Source organism: Pseudomonas sp. LBUM1664, from assembly GCF_059695895.1.
Genome location: NZ_CP166791.1, coordinates 4,602,449 through 4,619,238 on the forward strand (window position 1 = coordinate 4,602,449; position 16,790 = coordinate 4,619,238).

At 57.3% G+C, this 16,790-nt stretch carries 15 protein-coding genes; 1 reads left to right on the forward strand and 14 read right to left on the reverse strand.

Annotated elements, in window-relative coordinates:
* Window positions 1-9: 9 nt before the first annotated feature.
* The 7 genes from ACA047_RS21540 to ACA047_RS21570 form a co-directional block, all read right to left on the reverse strand.
* Entirely contained in the window at window positions 10-1,464 is a 1,455-nt protein-coding gene (locus ACA047_RS21540; RefSeq protein ID WP_497352759.1) for a glutamine synthetase family protein, read from the reverse strand.
* Window positions 1,465-1,490: 26 nt separating this feature from the next.
* Window positions 1,491-2,669, reverse strand: coding sequence for an aminotransferase class V-fold PLP-dependent enzyme (locus tag ACA047_RS21545; RefSeq protein ID WP_497352761.1), 1,179 nt, complete (start codon window positions 2,667-2,669; stop codon window positions 1,491-1,493).
* Window positions 2,670-2,700: 31 nt separating this feature from the next.
* Window positions 2,701-3,150 (reverse strand): ester cyclase, encoded by a 450-nt coding sequence (locus ACA047_RS21550; protein WP_497352763.1) that lies wholly within the window; start codon window positions 3,148-3,150, stop codon window positions 2,701-2,703.
* Between the two features lie 11 nt (window positions 3,151-3,161).
* Window positions 3,162-3,563 carry an adenosylmethionine decarboxylase gene (gene speD, locus ACA047_RS21555; RefSeq protein WP_497352765.1) on the reverse strand — a complete coding sequence of 134 codons (402 nt, stop codon included), beginning with the start codon at window positions 3,561-3,563 and terminating at the stop codon, window positions 3,162-3,164.
* A gap of 34 nt (window positions 3,564-3,597) precedes the next feature.
* On the reverse strand, window positions 3,598-4,359 hold the full coding sequence (locus ACA047_RS21560) for a 2OG-Fe dioxygenase family protein (RefSeq protein WP_497352767.1): 762 nt from the start codon (window positions 4,357-4,359) through the stop codon (window positions 3,598-3,600).
* A 271-nt stretch (window positions 4,360-4,630) separates the two neighbouring features.
* Window positions 4,631-5,110 carry a PaaI family thioesterase gene (locus ACA047_RS21565; protein ID WP_497352769.1) on the reverse strand — a complete coding sequence of 160 codons (480 nt, stop codon included), beginning with the start codon at window positions 5,108-5,110 and terminating at the stop codon, window positions 4,631-4,633.
* Window positions 5,107-5,583 carry a PaaI family thioesterase gene (locus ACA047_RS21570; RefSeq protein WP_497352771.1) on the reverse strand — a complete coding sequence of 159 codons (477 nt, stop codon included), beginning with the start codon at window positions 5,581-5,583 and terminating at the stop codon, window positions 5,107-5,109. Before ACA047_RS21570 ends, ACA047_RS21565 begins: the two co-directional genes overlap by 4 nt.
* Before the next feature lie 157 nt (window positions 5,584-5,740).
* Here ACA047_RS21570 and ACA047_RS21575 point away from each other — a divergent pair, with 157 nt between their 5' ends.
* Window positions 5,741-5,989 carry a hypothetical protein gene (locus tag ACA047_RS21575; protein ID WP_497352773.1) on the forward strand — a complete coding sequence of 83 codons (249 nt, stop codon included), beginning with the start codon at window positions 5,741-5,743 and terminating at the stop codon, window positions 5,987-5,989.
* Window positions 5,990-6,058: 69 nt separating this feature from the next.
* Here ACA047_RS21575 and ACA047_RS21580 read toward each other — a convergent pair whose 3' ends face one another.
* The 7 genes from ACA047_RS21580 to ACA047_RS21610 form a co-directional block, all read right to left on the reverse strand.
* Window positions 6,059-6,796, reverse strand: coding sequence for a DUF599 domain-containing protein (locus tag ACA047_RS21580; RefSeq protein WP_497352775.1), 738 nt, complete (start codon window positions 6,794-6,796; stop codon window positions 6,059-6,061).
* A 192-nt stretch (window positions 6,797-6,988) separates the two neighbouring features.
* On the reverse strand, window positions 6,989-8,302 hold the full coding sequence (gene brnQ, locus ACA047_RS21585; protein ID WP_497352777.1) for a branched-chain amino acid transport system II carrier protein: 1,314 nt from the start codon (window positions 8,300-8,302) through the stop codon (window positions 6,989-6,991).
* A 357-nt stretch (window positions 8,303-8,659) separates the two neighbouring features.
* A complete protein-coding gene (gene sucD / locus ACA047_RS21590; RefSeq protein WP_003179236.1) occupies window positions 8,660-9,544 on the reverse strand; it encodes a succinate--CoA ligase subunit alpha in 885 nt (294 codons plus the stop codon).
* Window positions 9,544-10,710, reverse strand: a complete 1,167-nt coding sequence (sucC, locus tag ACA047_RS21595) for an ADP-forming succinate--CoA ligase subunit beta (RefSeq protein WP_007919879.1) — start codon at window positions 10,708-10,710, stop codon at window positions 9,544-9,546. The genes sucD and sucC overlap by 1 nt, the downstream gene beginning before the upstream one ends.
* Before the next feature lie 196 nt (window positions 10,711-10,906).
* Window positions 10,907-12,343 (reverse strand): dihydrolipoyl dehydrogenase, encoded by a 1,437-nt coding sequence (lpdA, locus tag ACA047_RS21600; protein WP_497352779.1) that lies wholly within the window; start codon window positions 12,341-12,343, stop codon window positions 10,907-10,909.
* 110 nt (window positions 12,344-12,453) lie between these two features.
* Window positions 12,454-13,677 (reverse strand): 2-oxoglutarate dehydrogenase complex dihydrolipoyllysine-residue succinyltransferase, encoded by a 1,224-nt coding sequence (gene odhB / locus ACA047_RS21605; RefSeq protein WP_497352781.1) that lies wholly within the window; start codon window positions 13,675-13,677, stop codon window positions 12,454-12,456.
* Between the two features lie 42 nt (window positions 13,678-13,719).
* Window positions 13,720-16,551 (reverse strand): 2-oxoglutarate dehydrogenase E1 component, encoded by a 2,832-nt coding sequence (locus ACA047_RS21610; protein ID WP_497352783.1) that lies wholly within the window; start codon window positions 16,549-16,551, stop codon window positions 13,720-13,722.
* Window positions 16,552-16,790 lie beyond the last annotated feature (239 nt).

Consider the following 16,790-nt stretch of genomic DNA (forward strand, 5'->3'; position numbering starts at 1 on the left):
ACAAGGCTGCTAGGGCGTGTGATTCAGGTAGGTGTCGAAATCCCAGTGGGTGACGGTGGCCAAGAACGTCTCCCACTCATTCATCTTGATCTTTCGGAACAAATCACTCATGTCGCCAGGAAGCGCCGATAACACAACGGGGTCGTTATCCAGTGCTTCCAACGCTTGTCCGAGGTTTCGGGGGACGAAGGCCGTGGCAGCAGGATGATCCGAATAGCTGTCAGCGTCCGTTGCCGGGCCCGGCTCATGTTGGTTGGACAAGCCATCATCCATTGCCTTTAACAATGAAGCAGCCATCAGGTACGGGTTGACCAGGGCGTCGGCGGTTCGGTATTCCACTCGATCCGGCGCGGAAACCCGGATCGCGCAGGTACGATTCTGGTAACCCCAATTAGCCCGTACCGGCGCCCAGAAACCGGTTTCCCACAGACGCTTGTATGAGTTGACCGTGGGTGCAGCAATCGCGGTCAAGGCCTTAAGGTGTTTCTGAATGCCGCCAATTGCGTACTTTCCAATATCGGTGAGACCCGAATCGCTTGCGCTCGGCAGGAACATGTTATTGCCGCCTTCATAATGGCAATAAACCTCCTCCATTCCATACTTCAGGGGGAACACATCCTCGCGAAACACCGCCCGCCCACCGTCCCATAACGACAAGTTAAAGTGGCATCCGGAGCCGGATACGCCAGCAAACGGCTTGGGTAAAAAGCAAGCCACCAGATTGAACTCTTGCGCAACCTGATGACAGATTTGCCGGTAAGTCATCAGTCGGTCACAACTGACAAGCACGTCGTCGAAAGCAAAATTAAGCTCCAGCTGACCCGGCGCATCTTCGTGATCACCTTGAATCATGTCCAAGCCCATGGCCTGCGCATACTCCAGGACTTTCATATACACCGGACGCAACGTTTCAAACTGACCGATGTGATAACAGCACGGATCGGTCACGCCCACATACTGGTGCTCACCCTCCAGTTTGCGTAGCCACATCATTTCCGGTTCCATCCCGGCCCGCAGTTGCAGGCCATGCTTGGCTTGGAAGGCTTGGTGGATAGTCCGCAAGTTACCCCGGCAATCGGCGTCGAGTCGTTGGCCCGGAAATTCCCGATCCTTGGGGTTGCGAAACAGGGTGCAGAACACCCGCCCGACGCGCTTATCCCACGGTAACTGAACCAGCGTCTCAGGTTCAGGGTAAGCCAGCAGTTCCGAGGCGTTGGATGGATAGCCCAGGTACTGGCCGAATCGATCCTGCGCCACATTCACTGTGGCTCCGTACACCATTGAGAAGCCCTTCTCACACATGCCGACAAAATGCTTGGCCGGAATCCCCTTGCCCTGCAGACGACCGGTGAGAGAGGGAAACTGCATATAAACGTACTCGATTCCACTTTTCTCGATGTATTCCCAGGCCTTGAGCAGTTTGTCTTTTCGCTCGGGCGAGTCCCTGAATATTTCATGCTCCATTGATCCATTCTCCCCTAGCTGAGTTTTCAGTGCCGGCCCAGCAAATGCTTTAGTTTTTCAGCGGTTCGCTCGATCTCATCCAGGGTCGTGTAGAGCGGGTTGAAGGCAATACGTAGCAAGTCCGGATAGCGATATTCCGTCACAATATTTTCCGCCATCAAGCGAGGGTGCAGCGCCTCGGCGTCATTGACTTTAAAACCGATATGGCCGCTGACGTTGCCGCGTTGAACATCGTGCAAGAAGTGGACGTGTCCTTTGCGCACAAGGGGTTCGAGCCCTGCCATGAAGGCCTCAAACAACTCCTGGCTGTCGTGCTCGACAAGCTGTATTCCAGCTTCCAGAAGCAAATCCACACCCTCCTCCAAGGCGGCCAGGGAAAAGGTCGTGGGCGTTCCGACCTGCAAGCGTTTAATCCCACTGGCCGGTACGTAATTGTCACTGAACACAAAGGGTTCAGCGTGCCCTAACCAGCCTTGAATCGGGTTGCTCAGTTTGTTCTGAAGATCAGCTTTGACGTAAACGAAGGCCGGGGCGCCCGGCCCGCCGTTCAAATATTTATATCCACAGCCCACCGCCATATCGACGCCACTTGCGTTGAAGTCCAAGGCCATAATGCCCACGCTGTGGGACACGTCCCAGAGCGTCAACGCCCCCACAGACCTGGCTTTTTCATTGAATGAGGCCATGTCATGGGCCTGTCCCGAGCGATAGTCGACATGGGATAACATCAACACGGCAACGGACGGGTCGAGGCTCTCGATCAGCGCTGAACGCGGCACGATGCGAACCGTGACATCCTGATGGATCAACCCGACACTTTTGGCGATGTAGAGATCGGTGGAGAAATTGCCTTGATCCGTCAGTATCACCTTGCGTTGAGGATCAACTGCCAGCGCCGCATTCAAGAGTTTGAATAAATTGATGGAGGTGCTATCGCACACCAGGGTCGTGCCTTGGTCTGCACCCAATAGCAATGAAATCTTGTCCCCAATTTTCTCCGGGGCGCTTAACCACCCGTTTTTCTTCCAGGCACCTGCCAAGTGCTGTCCCCATTGATCGTTACTGGTGCGCACCAGGCGATCCGCGACTGAGGCCACCGCGGGGCCCAATGAATTACCGGCCAAGTAAGTGAGCTCCCTGGGCATGACGAACTTCTCACGTCGATAAGCCTTTTCGGTTGCACGATACCTGTCTTCATTACCCATGATGCTTCCCCTGCCCAGAGACCTATGCGGCCTAAATTGCTTTTTTTCGTTCGGCGTCGGCCGCAAGGATCGGTTTGATAAACGTGTCGAAGTCTTCTTCATGCCACCAATGGCGCACCAAGCCGTTCTCGAAACCAAAGATGTCTATCCCGGTCAAGCTCACCGGGACGCCCGTGCCCTCGATGCCAAGAATCACCCCCGTGTGGGTGCCTTCTGCGACATAACGTGCGGCAAGGAGATTGCCCTGAATAATGACGTCTTCGATGTTGAAGACCACGTCCGGGAACGCCTGATGCCAGTCGGCAGCCATCAACTTATGGCCCTCTACATTGCCGGGAAACTGAGGAATGGGACGATGGTCTTCAAAGTCAGGGTGAAAAATCGAATCCACAAAATTAACATTCCCCTTATTCCAGACTTCACCAATCCAGATATTGACATAAGCGTTACGCATTTTTTCCTGGGCCAAATCAATGGACATACTGCAACTCCTTAAATGATATTTTTACCGCGACGAATCTCATCAACGAGCACGCTCGACGGTGAGAATGATTGTTTAAGCACTTCCACGGCCCGGTGGGGATCGGCCTCACCACACATAAAAATATCCACCGCCGCATAGTTGAACTCCGGCCAGCTGTGGATAGAAATATGGGACTCGGCAAGTACACACACGCCGGACACTCCACCGTTGGGCGTAAAGTAATGAAAGTACTGATGAAGTAAAGTCGCGCCGGCAGCCTTGACCGCGGCAACCAATGCTTGACTGACACGCTCGACACTGTCGATATTTTTCGCACCATAGAAGTCAACCAACAGATGTTTACCGGCATAGGCACCCTGTTGATCCGACAACACATACACGTTCGCGGCGACACACTCGTTATTCTGCATAACTTCCCCTGAAGAACAGTAATAAAGGCCAGCGTTAGTCCATGACCGGATTCAGGGAAAAACCACAAACATCCCTGTACCCATCCCTCGCAGGGTCCTGACAGTGAATGGGCGTAACATCGTGCAAGCCTTGCGCGTCATCAAACAGCGCAGTTTCAAGTGGTTGCTTCAAGGTGTGCCGTAACCGCACGGCGGCCGTCTGGTCGCAAAAAAGACTCTCGCCACCCTCTACATTGTGCCGATTGACCAAGGTAATGGAGGTGAACTCATGACCGTCACGGTGCGGTCCCTCTGGTACGGGCTGGCCCGGCACATGGGGCTGCGCGGTAATCCGGTAGAGGTGGATACCGATATCCCATACCCGCGAAACGCCCCGGCGTTCGGCAGGTAAAAGCAAATACATATCGACGATCAGTTGATGCAAAAACGGATTACTCAGCGTCGAGGGTTCTAGAGGTTGGTAGACCCGATCGATCCCACCCGAATAGCCATTGACGGTGGCGGCTTGATAAAAACCTCTTGACGGTTTCAACGTCAGTGAAATGCACTCACCCTCGTCCCGAAGGAGCATTTCGTTAAAACGACGCCGGCGATAGGTATCACCCTCTTTCATATATTCATCGAGGGGCAAGTTAGCGAACGCCGTTTGAAACTTTATAAACTCCTGGTACAGCGAGTCCTGTTCATCCAGGGCATGCTGTTTCAATGCTACTTGCGAATGCAGGAACGAGATTGACGAATCATATATACCAAGGCGAGCGGGCACGACAACCTTATCAAACACCTTAAGATCCATTCTTAAGTCCTTTTGCCAATCTTAAAAATTGATGGGCGTCAGGCGGCGTAAAGACCCAGCCCGCAACTAACGTTCAACGCCCCGAACATAGACACCTCAACAGGAACAATCCTGACCAACCGGCAACCACCCGGTCAACACCCACAGCCAAGAAAGTGTTTCCAACACAATCACACCGAGCAAAAACCTCATAAAAACAACGAGCTATAATTTTTTAATAGCATTAAATTGAGTTTTTAATCTTTGCTTCGTGCAATAACTTATTTATCAGCTAGCGAACACCAGGGCGGTTCGGTTTTGAGGGCTCCTGGATTTTGAAATGCGCCCGGGCAGTGGCAATGGGCTCGGCTTCAACGCCTTGCCAAGCCGTGATCGCAACATTGGCCACCCGCCGCCCCTGGCGCCAGACCTGGCACTTGGCATAAGTGTCGCGAAAGTGCCCGGCGCGCAGGTAATCCAGAGAGAAATCGATGATTTTCGGCACGCCCGGCACGCCCGGCGCGCCGGTGGCGATCAGCAAATGAACAGCAGCCGACAGTTCCATGAACCCGGCGATGACTCCACCATGGATGGCTGGCAATAAAGGGTTACCAATGTTGTCCTGGTTGGCGGGCAGGCGGAACAGCAGCTCATCGTCCTGGCGCGTGCATTCGACACCGATGAGTTGTGCATAGGGAATCGAGGCCAGCAGCAGCGCATAGTCGCCTTGCTCGCAGGCCTGGCGCAGTTGATCCTGGGTAATATCGGTCATGGCTTGTCTGCGGTGGCCGCTGGGCCACCCCCCTTGATCCCCCTGGCGTGCTCGCCCAGGCGCATGAAGGTGCCCACCACATGGGCGATGGGGTGCTCGGGGTCATCCTGATAGGCAAAACCACGGCTGAAGATCACGTCCGGGGTGACCCGATAGCATTGAGCGAAGCCGTAGATATCCTTGTGGGGCGCGGCGGCGTGCATGTAATCGATGCGCAGATCCAGGGTCGGGCAGACCTCGAACTGCGGCAACACGCACAGGGTCGACATGCCACACGCGGTGTCCATCAACGAGGTCAACGCCCCGCCATGGATGATGCCCGAGAGGGGATTGCCGACGATCTGGGGGCTGTAAGGCAGAATCACGGTCAGCCCTTCACGACTGGCGCTGTGCAGCTTCAAGCCCAGCACCTGACAGTGTCTCAGCGCGGATAAAAAGCGTGTCGCACGCTCAAAAACGGGGTTTTCGGCCATCTGATTCATGCTCTTGTTGGTGACGAGGCCTGGTCAAAGGTGAGCCCCATAAAGTTCCATCCCAATGCACAGTTATATATCTGTAACGCCGCTGGAACTTAATCTGAGGGGGGGCGCTCAAAAGGCCAGTAGTTATTTCCATAAGGAGAAACACCCCATGCGTAAGACTTTAGCTATTGCCTTGATGTTGGCCGCCTCCCTTGGTCTCGCTGCCTGCGATAAAAAATCCGAGGACAAAGCTCAAGATGCCAACCAACACGCTGAGCAAGCTCAGCAAGACATGAACAAAGCACAGGATAAGGTTAACGACGCGGCGAAAGAAAACGCCGAAGCCGCCAAAAAGCAGGCTGAATCGAACGAAGAAGCCGCGAAGGAAGCCCCTGCCACCGCGCCTAAAACCAACTGATACGGTTTTAGCGGCAAAAGAAAACCCGCCTGATGCGGGTTTTCTTTTGCCTGGGATTTAACCGGCCTATTAGGCGGTTTCCTTGCCAACTTCAGGCAAGGGCGCTTCCGTCGGGGTATAGACCATGACGTCCAGCACGTCGGAATGAAACTCGCGCTGGTACAGCACAAATACCACGCCGGCACTCATCAACATGAATAACCAGGGGCTGACGAACCACGCCAGCATGGTCATGCCGAAATAATAAGAGCGCAGGCCGAAGTTGAATTGGTTGGCCGCCATGGAGATCACCCGCGCCGCCCTGAGCGCAAAGGCCTTGCGCTCCTGCTCCGACACATGTCGCTCGCCAATCATCGGCGCCGACCCCACCAGCACCGCTGCGAAGTTGTATTGACGCATGCACCAGCTGAACGTGAAGAACGCATACACAAACACCAACGCCAGGCACAGCAACTTGACTTCCGCCATGCCCTGGGAAGCTTGCTGCACCATCGGCAGGTCCGCCAGCAACGACACCGCACGATCAGACGCGCCGAGCACCGTCAGGATACCGGCCAGGATAATCAGCGTGCTGGAAGCGAAGAATGACGCGTTGCGCTCCAGGTTACCGATCACGCTGGCATCGGCGATGCGGTTCTCGCGCAGCAGCATGCGGCGCATCCAGTCTTCGCGGTACAGGTGCATCACGGTGGCCAGGCAGGCGGTGTCGCGGGCTTTCCATGATGCATAACGGGTGTAGCCGCCCCAGCAGACGATAAACCAGGCGGCGGCAAGAAGATGGATCAGGTTGGCTTGGATGAATGACATTCGATTCCCTGTGTGACGAAAACACAACATTGCAGGAGCAAAGCTCCCACAGGTTCTGTGTATGAGCCAGCTTCTCTTAAGACACTGCTTCGACGTTAGCCCAAGGAAAAAGACACCGCAGCTGCGCCATAAAAAATGCCCCGTATCGATTGATACGGGGCATTTCAGTTTTTACCGTTAGGCCTCGGCGGTTTAGGCCAGGGCTTCGCTGCGCTTGCCCAACAGACGATCACACACCACCGCAACCGCCAGGGTCATCACCGAAGGCACCAACCAGGCCAGGCCTTGCTCGCTCAGCGGCAGGTGGGCCAGTTGTGCCGGCATCCAGTCCGCCAATCCGGCGCCCTTAAGCGCATCGATCAGGCCAAACAGGAACGACACCAGCATCACCGGGCCAACGATACGGCCCTGCTCGAACCAGAAGTCCTTGCAGAAGCTCAGGGCCACCAGGGCGATGCAAGGCGGGTAAATCGCAGTCAGGACCGGAATCGAGAAAGCAATCAGCTTGGTCAGGCCCAGGTTGGACACCAGCAGCGAAAACGCCGCCAGAATCACCACCAATGCCTTGTAAGACAGTGGCAGGACACGGCTGAAGTACTCGGCACAGGCGCAAGTCAGGCCAACCGCAGTCACCAGGCAGGCCAGGGAGATCAGCACAGCCAGGAAACCGCTGCCCAGGCTGCCGAACGTATGTTGCACATAGGCGTGCAGAACAGCGGCGCCGTTGGTCGCCCCCACTGCCACTTCATGACTGCCCGAACCCAGGCGGAACAGGCTGATGTAGACCAGCGCCAGACCCAACCCGGCAATCAGCCCGGCGATGATGGCGTAGCGAGTGATCAAGGCTGGCGACTCGACGCCCCGGGAACGGATCGCATTGACGATGACGATGCCGAATACCAAGGCGCCCAGGGTATCCATGGTCAGGTAACCATTGATGAACCCTTGGGAGAACGGCGCCGCCACGTACTCAGGTGTCGCCACACTGATACCACCGGCGGGCAAGGCAAACGCGGCAATGCCGAGCACGGTCAAGGCGATGATCTTCAGCGGCGCGAGGAAGCGCCCGACGGTGTCCAGCAGGCGGCCCGGATAGAGCGAGATGAAGAACACCAGCAGGAAATACACCGAACTGTAGAGCAACAGCGCCAGCGGGCTTTCACCGGTCAGCGGCGCCAGGCCCACTTCGAACGAGACGGTGGCAGTACGCGGCGTGGCGAACAACGGGCCGACGGCCAGGTAGCATACCGCCGCCAGCAAACCACCGGCGGTCTTGCCGATGGGGCTGCTCAAGGCATCCATCGCGCCACCGACCTTGGCCAGCGCAATGACTGTGATGACCGGCAGCCCGACCGCCGTGATCAGAAAGCCCAGCGCCGCCATCCAGACATGGGGCCCGGACTGCAAACCGACGATAGGCGGGAAGATGATGTTGCCAGCCCCGACGAACAGAGCAAATGTCATGAAACCAAGTGCCAGGATGTCCTGGCCTTTCAACACTTTCATTAAGGAAACCACACTACTGAATCGGAATTTAGAGAGGGATTTCCCTTATGGGTGAGGGAAATGCTGCCGATCCGTATAAGACCGACCCGTTTAACGCGTCACTGCCTTGTGGGCAGCGGCCGCAAAAATGGCTGCTAGCCTAACTAATTTGGACGACAAACGCACTGTTACAGGGCGAAGTATCCGATACACGACATTTCCATGTCGTGTTTACATATCTATTTTTCCCACCCACCCCCCTGGCGAGGGAGCTTGTCTCCCTGGCCACAAAAGCTGCCCACAAACTCCCAATGCCAGAAACGACAAAGGCCACCCGAAGGTGGCCTTTGTTGCTGGAACAAAAAAGTCAGCCGAAGCTTACTTCTTCATTTCCCAGCCAGTCAGCTCGGCCAGGGCCTTGCCGATGTCTGCCAGCGAACGCACGGTTTTCACGCCTGCGTCTTGCAGTGCAGCGAATTTCTCGTCTGCAGTGCCTTTGCCGCCAGAGATGATTGCGCCAGCATGGCCCATGCGCTTGCCCGGAGGAGCAGTCACACCCGCGATGTAGGAAACAACCGGCTTGGTCACGTTTGCCTTGATGTAGGCAGCCGCTTCTTCTTCAGCCGAACCGCCGATCTCACCGATCATCACGATCGCTTCGGTCTTCGGGTCTTCCTGGAACAGCTTCAGGATGTCGATGAAGTTGGAGCCTGGGATCGGGTCACCGCCGATGCCGACGCAAGTCGACTGACCGAAACCGGCGTCAGTGGTCTGCTTGACGGCTTCGTAGGTCAGGGTGCCGGAACGGGAAACGATACCGACCTTGCCTGGCAAGTGAATGTGACCTGGCATGATGCCGATCTTGCATTCGCCTGGAGTGATCACGCCTGGGCAGTTAGGGCCGATCAGGGTGATACCCAGCTCGTCGCACTTGACCTTGGCTTCCAGCATGTCGATGGTCGGGATGCCTTCGGTGATGCACACGATCAGCTTGATGCCGCCGAACGCCGCTTCAAGGATGGAATCCTTGCAGAAAGGAGCCGGAACGTAGATCACGCTGGCGGTGGCGCCAGTAGCAGCCACAGCGTCTTTCACGGTGTTGAAGACAGGCAGACCCAGGTGCTCGGTGCCGCCTTTGCCCGGCGTTACGCCGCCAACCATCTTGGTGCCGTATTCGATGGCTTGCTGGGTGTGGAAACTACCTTGCGAACCGGTAATACCCTGGCAGATAACCTTGGTGTCTTTATTGATCAGGACGCTCATTATTTGCCCTCCGCAGCTTTAACGACTTGTTGAGCAGCGTCGGTCAGGCTGGTAGCAGCGATAATGTTCAAACCGCTTTCTGCCAGTACTTTAGCGCCCAGCTCAGCGTTGTTGCCTTCGAGGCGAACAACAACCGGGATTTTCACGCCGACTTCTTTCACGGCGCCAATGATGCCTTCGGCAATCATGTCGCAACGAACGATGCCGCCGAAGATGTTGACCAGTACTGCTGCGACGTTGGTGTCGGACAGGATGATCTTGAACGCTTCGGTTACGCGTTCCTTGGTAGCACCGCCGCCTACGTCGAGGAAGTTGGCTGGCTTGCCGCCATGCAGGTTGACGATGTCCATGGTACCCATGGCCAGGCCGGCACCGTTGACCATGCAGCCGATGTTACCTTCCAGGGCTACGTAGTTCAGTTCGAACTTGGCAGCGTGCGCTTCGCGCGGATCGTCTTGCGACGGATCGTGGAAAGTCTTCAGCTTAGGCTGACGGTACATGGCGTTGGCGTCGATGTTGATCTTGGCGTCGAGGCAGTGCAGATCGCCGTCGGCCTTGATCACCAGCGGGTTCACTTCCAGCAGCGCCAGGTCGTGATCCTTGAACAGCTTGGCCAGACCTACGAAGATCTTGGCGAACTGAGCAACTTGCTTGCCTTCCAGACCCAGCTGGAATGCCAGCTCGCGACCCTGGAATGGCTGAGCGCCAACCAGTGGATCGATGGTGGCCTTGAGGATTTTCTCAGGGGTATCGTGAGCGATTTTCTCGATGTCCACGCCACCTTCGGTGGAAGCCATGAACACGATGCGGCGGCTCGAACGGTCAACGACAGCGCCCAGGTACAGCTCTTTAGCGATATCAGTGCACGATTCAACCAGGATCTTGGTGACTGGCTGGCCGTTGGCATCAGTCTGGTAAGTCACCAGACGCTTGCCCAGCCACTGCTGTGCGAAGGCTTTGGCGTCTTCTTTGCTGCGAACCAGCTTGACGCCGCCCGCTTTACCGCGACCACCGGCGTGAACCTGGGCTTTGACAACCCATTCGCTGCCGCCGATTTTGTCGCAAGCTTCTGCTGCCGCTTCCGGGGTGTCTACCGCGTAACCGGTGGATACTGGCAGGCCGTACTCAGCGAACAGCTGCTTACCCTGATACTCGTGAAGATTCATGCTTATTACCGTCTTCGTTAGGTACTGCGCATTCGGTGCTGCACCGTTCTAGTGCCGCACCACCTGTGACTGCTGCTTGCGTAGCCTTCCGGTCAACCGGTTCAGCTACGCAAGACTGCGTCCGGCGGACTTTCCGCGGTGAGTCTTGCTCGCAAGGCTCACGACGGGCCATACCGCCGTGGTTTCTTATTGTCTATTAACGCTTCTTGCGGTTGGCCACGTGGATGGCGCCGCCATTTACGGCCAGGGCCGCTTCGTGCAAGGCTTCGGACAGGGTTGGATGGGAGAAGACCATCATGCCCAGATCTTCAGCGCTGGTGCCGAATTCCATACCGATCGCGCCTTGCTGTACCAGCTCGGCAGCGCTTGGGCCAATGACGTGAACACCCAATACGCGATCCGTCTTGGCATCGGCGATGACTTTCACGAAACCACCGGTATCGTTGGCTGCCATGGCACGGCCACTGGCGGCGAACGGGAAGGTGCCGACGTTAACTTCAACGCCTTCGGCTTTCAAGGCCTGCTCGGTTTTACCGACCCATGCGATTTCCGGGTGGGTGTAGATAACCGACGGGATCAGGTCGTAGTTCATCTGGGCTTTGTGACCCTTGATGCGCTCAACGACCATGATGCCTTCTTCAGACGCCTTGTGCGCCAGCATCATGCCACGCACCACGTCACCGATGGCGAAGACGCCCGGTACGGTGGTGGCGCAGTAATCGTCAACCTTGATGAAACCGCGCTCATCCAGGGATACCTCACAGTCGGCGGCCAGCAGATCGGTGGTCACCGGACGACGGCCGACCGCAACGATCAGCTTGTCGAACGTGATGGTCTGTTCGCCGTTGGCGTCGGTGTAAGTCACCACGACTTCTTCGCCATTGACCTTGGAACCGGTCACGCGAGCGCCCAGCTTGATGTCCAGGCCTTGCTTGGTCAGGGTTTTCAGCGCTTCCTTGGAAACCGCAGCGTCAGCGGCCATCAGGAAGGTGTCGAGGGCTTCCAGTACGGTCACTTGCGCGCCCAGGCGCGACCATACCGAACCCAGCTCGAGGCCGATCACGCCAGCGCCGATCACGCCCAGGCGTTTTGGCACGGTCTGGAATTCCAGGGCGCCGGTGGAGTCGACGATCACGTTCTGATCGACTGGAGCGGGTGGAATGTCGATCGGGCGCGAGCCCGGTGCCAGGATGACGTTCTCGGCTTCGATCACTTCAACCGAGCCGTCTGGCTTGGTCACTTCGACTTTCTTGCCCAGCAGCAGCTTGCCGTGACCCTGGATAGAGGTCACGCCGTTGGCTTTGAACAGGGTGGCAACGCCGGAGGTCAGGCCTTTGACGATGTTGGCCTTGCGGCCAACCATCGCCGGCACGTCCATTTTCACGTCGCCAGTGCTGATGCCGTGGATCGCGAAGCCATCTTGCGCTTCGTGGAACTTCCAGGAGCTGTCCAGCAGCGCCTTGGATGGAATGCAGCCGACGTTCAGGCAAGTACCGCCGAGGGCCAGTTTGCCCTCTTTGTCGGTGTATTTCTCGATGCAGGCAGTGCTGAGGCCAAGTTGCGCAGCCTTGATAGCCGCTACGTAGCCGCCAGGGCCCGCACCAATCACTACCACGTCGAATTTCTGAGTCATGAGTCATTCCTTCTCGAATCAAACCGGACGGTTACTTGTGGAGACCGTCGTGGGACGAAACCGGTTGTTTCAGCAAGAGGCCGGTCAACAGACCGGCCCTCGCGGCGAAATCAGATATCCAGCAGCAGACGAGCCGGATCTTCAAGCAGGTTCTTGATGGTTACCAGGAAAGTCACGGCTTCTTTACCGTCGATCAGGCGGTGATCGTAGGACAGTGCCAGATACATCATCGGACGAATCACGACCTGACCGTTGATCGCCATCGGGCGCTGCAGGATGTTGTGCATGCCCAGGATCGCCGCTTGTGGCGGGTTGACGATCGGGGTCGACATCATCGAACCGAATGTACCACCGTTAGTGATGGTGAACGTACCGCCGGTCATCTCTTCGATGGACAGCTTGCCGTCACGGGCCTTCTTGCCGAAGGTGGCGATGCCGCCTTCGATTTCGGCCAGGCTCATCAGTTCGGCGTTACGCAGTACCGGAACCACCAGGCCACGGTCGCTGGAGACCGCAACACCGACGTCGGCGTAGCCATGGTAAACGATGTCGGAACCGTCGATCGAAGCGTTGACAGCCGGGAAGCGTTTCAGCGCTTCGGTGGCAGCCTTGACGAAGAACGACATGAAGCCCAGGCGTACGCCGTTGTGGGACTTCTCGAACAGATCCTTGTACTTGGAACGCAGCGCCATGACTTCGGTCATGTCGACTTCGTTGAAAGTGGTCAGCATCGCCATGTTCGACTGGGCTTCTACCAGACGCTCGGCAACCTTGGCACGCAGACGGGTCATCGGAACGCGTTTTTCAACGCGATCACCGGCAGCGAACACCGGAGCGGCAGCGGCAGGTGCGGCAGGCTTGGCCGGGGCAGCGGCCGGAGCAGCTTTCTTGGCGGCAACGGCTGCAACCACGTCTTCCTTGGTCACACGACCACCTTTGCCGGTACCGGCAACGGAAGCGATGTTGATGCCATTCTCTTCAGCCAGCTTGCGAGCAGCCGGAGCGGCGACAGGATCGTCTTCGCCAGCGCCAGCTGGAGCAGCAGCCTGAGCGGCGGCCGGTGCAGCAGCGGCAGCCGGGGCAGCGGCAGCAGCACTGCCTTCTTCGATGGAGCCCAGGACTTCGTCGGACAGAACGGTGTCGCCTTCGTTCTTGACGATAGCGCCCAGCACGCCGTCAGCGGTGGCCAACACTTCCAGCACAACCTTGTCGGTTTCGATATCGACGATCAGGTCGTCACGCTTTACAGCGTCGCCCGGTTGTTTGTGCCAGGTGGCAACGGTGCCGTCGGCAACCGATTCCGGAAAAGTGGGGGCTTTGATCTCGATAGCCATTATCAGTGGTTCCTTAAATTCGGTTTCAGGTGCGCGTAGGCATTAAACGGTAAAGGCATCTTTGAGCAGTTTTTCCTGCTGCTCGGCGTGCATCGATGCATAACCACAAGCAGGTGCAGCAGAAGCGTCACGGCCGGCGTATTCGAGTACGAGCGACTTGTTGTGACCGCTGATGATGCGGCGCATGTGATGTTGGCTGCAGTACCACGCACCCTGGTTCATCGGCTCTTCCTGACACCAAACGATGTGTTTGAGGTTTTTGTACGGAGCCAGGACTTCGATCAAGTCGTCCTCGGGGAACGGATACAGCTGCTCGAGACGCACGATGGCGATATCGTCACGGCCTTCGGCACGGCGTTTTTCCAGCAAGTCGTAGTAGACCTTGCCGCTGCACAGAACCACGCGACCGACGTTGGCCGGATCCTGAGCGTCGATTTCCGGGATAACGGTCTGGAACGAGCCTTCGGCCAGATCTTCCAGGGTCGAGATCGCCAGTTTGTGACGCAGCAATGACTTCGGTGTCAGCACTACAAGCGGCTTGCGCAGCGGGCGAATCACCTGACGGCGCAGCAAGTGGTAGATCTGAGCCGGGGTTGTCGGTACGCATACCTGGATGTTGTGCTCGGCGCACAGTTGCAGGTAACGCTCCAGACGTGCCGAAGAGTGCTCCGGCCCCTGCCCTTCATAACCGTGTGGCAACAGCATGGTCAGACCGCAGAGACGGCCCCACTTGTGCTCGCCGCTGGTGATGAACTGGTCGACAACCACCTGGGCACCGTTGGCGAAGTCGCCGAACTGGGCTTCCCAGATCACCAGCGCATTCGGCTCGGTGGTGGAGTAGCCATATTCGAACGCCAGGACGGCCTCTTCGGACAGCAGCGAATCGTACAGGTCGAAACGTGGCTGGCCTTTGTACAGGTGTTGCAGCGGGATATAGGTGCTGGCGTCTTTCTGGTTGTGCAGCGCCGCATGGCGGTGCGAGAAAGTGCCACGGCCTACGTCCTGACCGGTGATACGAACCGGGTGACCTTCGAAAGCCAGGGTCGCGTACGCCATGGTTTCAGCGTAACCCCAGTTGATCGGCAGGCCGCCGGCTTGCATCTTCTGACGGTCTTCGTAGATTTTCGAGACCTGGCGCTGAACCACGAAGCCTTCCGGGATTTCCAGCAGCTTGGCGGACAGTTCCTGCAGGGTCTTGAGGTCGAAACGCGTGTCGTGACGAGCAGTCCAGGCGTGGCCCAGGTATGGACGCCAGTCCACGAACAGCTCTTTGTTCGGCTCTTTGACCAGGCTTTTTACAACATGCAGGCCGTTGTCCAGGGCATTGCGATATTCATCGACTTTTTCCTGGACGCGCTCTGCTTCCAGCACACCGCTCTGGGTCAGGCGCTCGGCGTACAGCTCACGGGTAGTGCGCTGCTTGGCGATCTGCTGGTACATCAGAGGCTGGGTGCCGCTTGGCTCGTCGGCCTCGTTGTGGCCGCGACGACGGTAGCAGACCAGGTCGATCACCACGTCACGCTTGTACTGCATGCGGTAGTCGATGGCCAACTGGGTCACGAACAGCACGGCTTCCGGGTCATCGCCATTCACATGGAGAATCGGCGCCTGGATCATTTTCGCAACGTCGGTGCAGTACTCGGTGGAGCGCGAGTCTTCCGGGTTGCTGATGGTGAAGCCAACCTGGTTGTTGATCACCAGGTGAATGGTACCGCCCGTCTTGAAGCCGCGAGTTTGCGACATCTGGAAGGTTTCCATGACCACGCCTTGACCTGCAAACGCAGCGTCACCGTGGATGGAAATCGGCAGGACTTTTTCACCGGTCGGGTCGTTGCGACGATCCTGGCGGGCACGGACCGAACCCTCGACCACCGGGGAAACGATTTCCAGGTGGGATGGGTTGAAAGCCATGGCCAGGTGCACTTCGCCACCTGTGGTCATCACGTTGGACGAGAAGCCCTGGTGGTATTTCACGTCACCGGAGCCCAGCTCGACCTTCTTCTTGCCTTCGAACTCGTCGAACAGCTCGCGCGGGTTCTTGCCGAAGGTGTTGACCAGTACGTTCAGACGGCCACGGTGGGCCATGCCGATGACGATTTCCTTGGTGCCGTAGGAACCCGAACGCTGGATCAGCTCGTCCAGCAGCGGGATCAGGCTTTCGCCACCTTCCAGGCCGAAACGCTTGGTGCCCGGGTATTTGGTGCCCAGGTACTTTTCCAGGCCTTCAGCGGCGGTGACGCGCTCGAGCAAGTGGCTCTTGATGTCGGCGGAGTACGTCGGACGGCCACGAACGCTTTCCAGACGCTGCTGGAACCACTGGCGCTGCTCGGAATCGACGATGTGCGTAAATTCGGCGCCGATGGTGCGGCAATATGTCTGCTGCAACGCTTCGTGAATTTCGCGTAGGCTCGCTTCCTCTTTGCCGATGAACAGGTCGCCGGCACGGAAGGTCGTATCAAGATCGGCATTGGTCAAGCCGTAATGAGTGATCGACAGGTCTGCAGGTGCAGGACGCTGCCACAGCCCCAGCGGGTCCAGCTGGGCTGCTTGGTGGCCTCGCATCCGGTAGGCCTGGATCAGTCGCAGCACTTCAACTTGCTTCTTCTCGTGCTCACTGCTCACGCTGCCGGCAGACACCGGTTGAGCGCGGCGCTGGTTCTTTGCCAGCAGCACGAAATGATCGCGAATTGTCGAGTGCGAAACATCGGTGGCAGAGTTACCGTCAGCCGGCAACTTCTGAAAGTAGGTGCGCCATTCTTCTGGCACAGCGTTAGGGTCGTGCAGGTAGAGCTCGTAGAGCTCTTCCACATAGGCAGCGTTACCACCGGAGAGGTGGGCACTGTTCCACATGCGCTGCATCACGCTTTCTTGCATGCTTGGTCACCCTCGATTAGGGGAACACCATCGGCGAAAACACCGAGCAAACTTGCAGAAGTCCGAGTGCAGCGACTAAAACAAGCCACTTAGGATCACGCTGATAGTCCGGGTACCAGCCCGGATGCCCCTGCTTGTCTCATTTCTTCAAAATAAGAACTGCCGCTTTGTAAGCGGCTGTTCTGGTTATAGCTACGACGCGGGTTGAAGCCCGCGCCCTAGCCTCTACGGGTACAGCG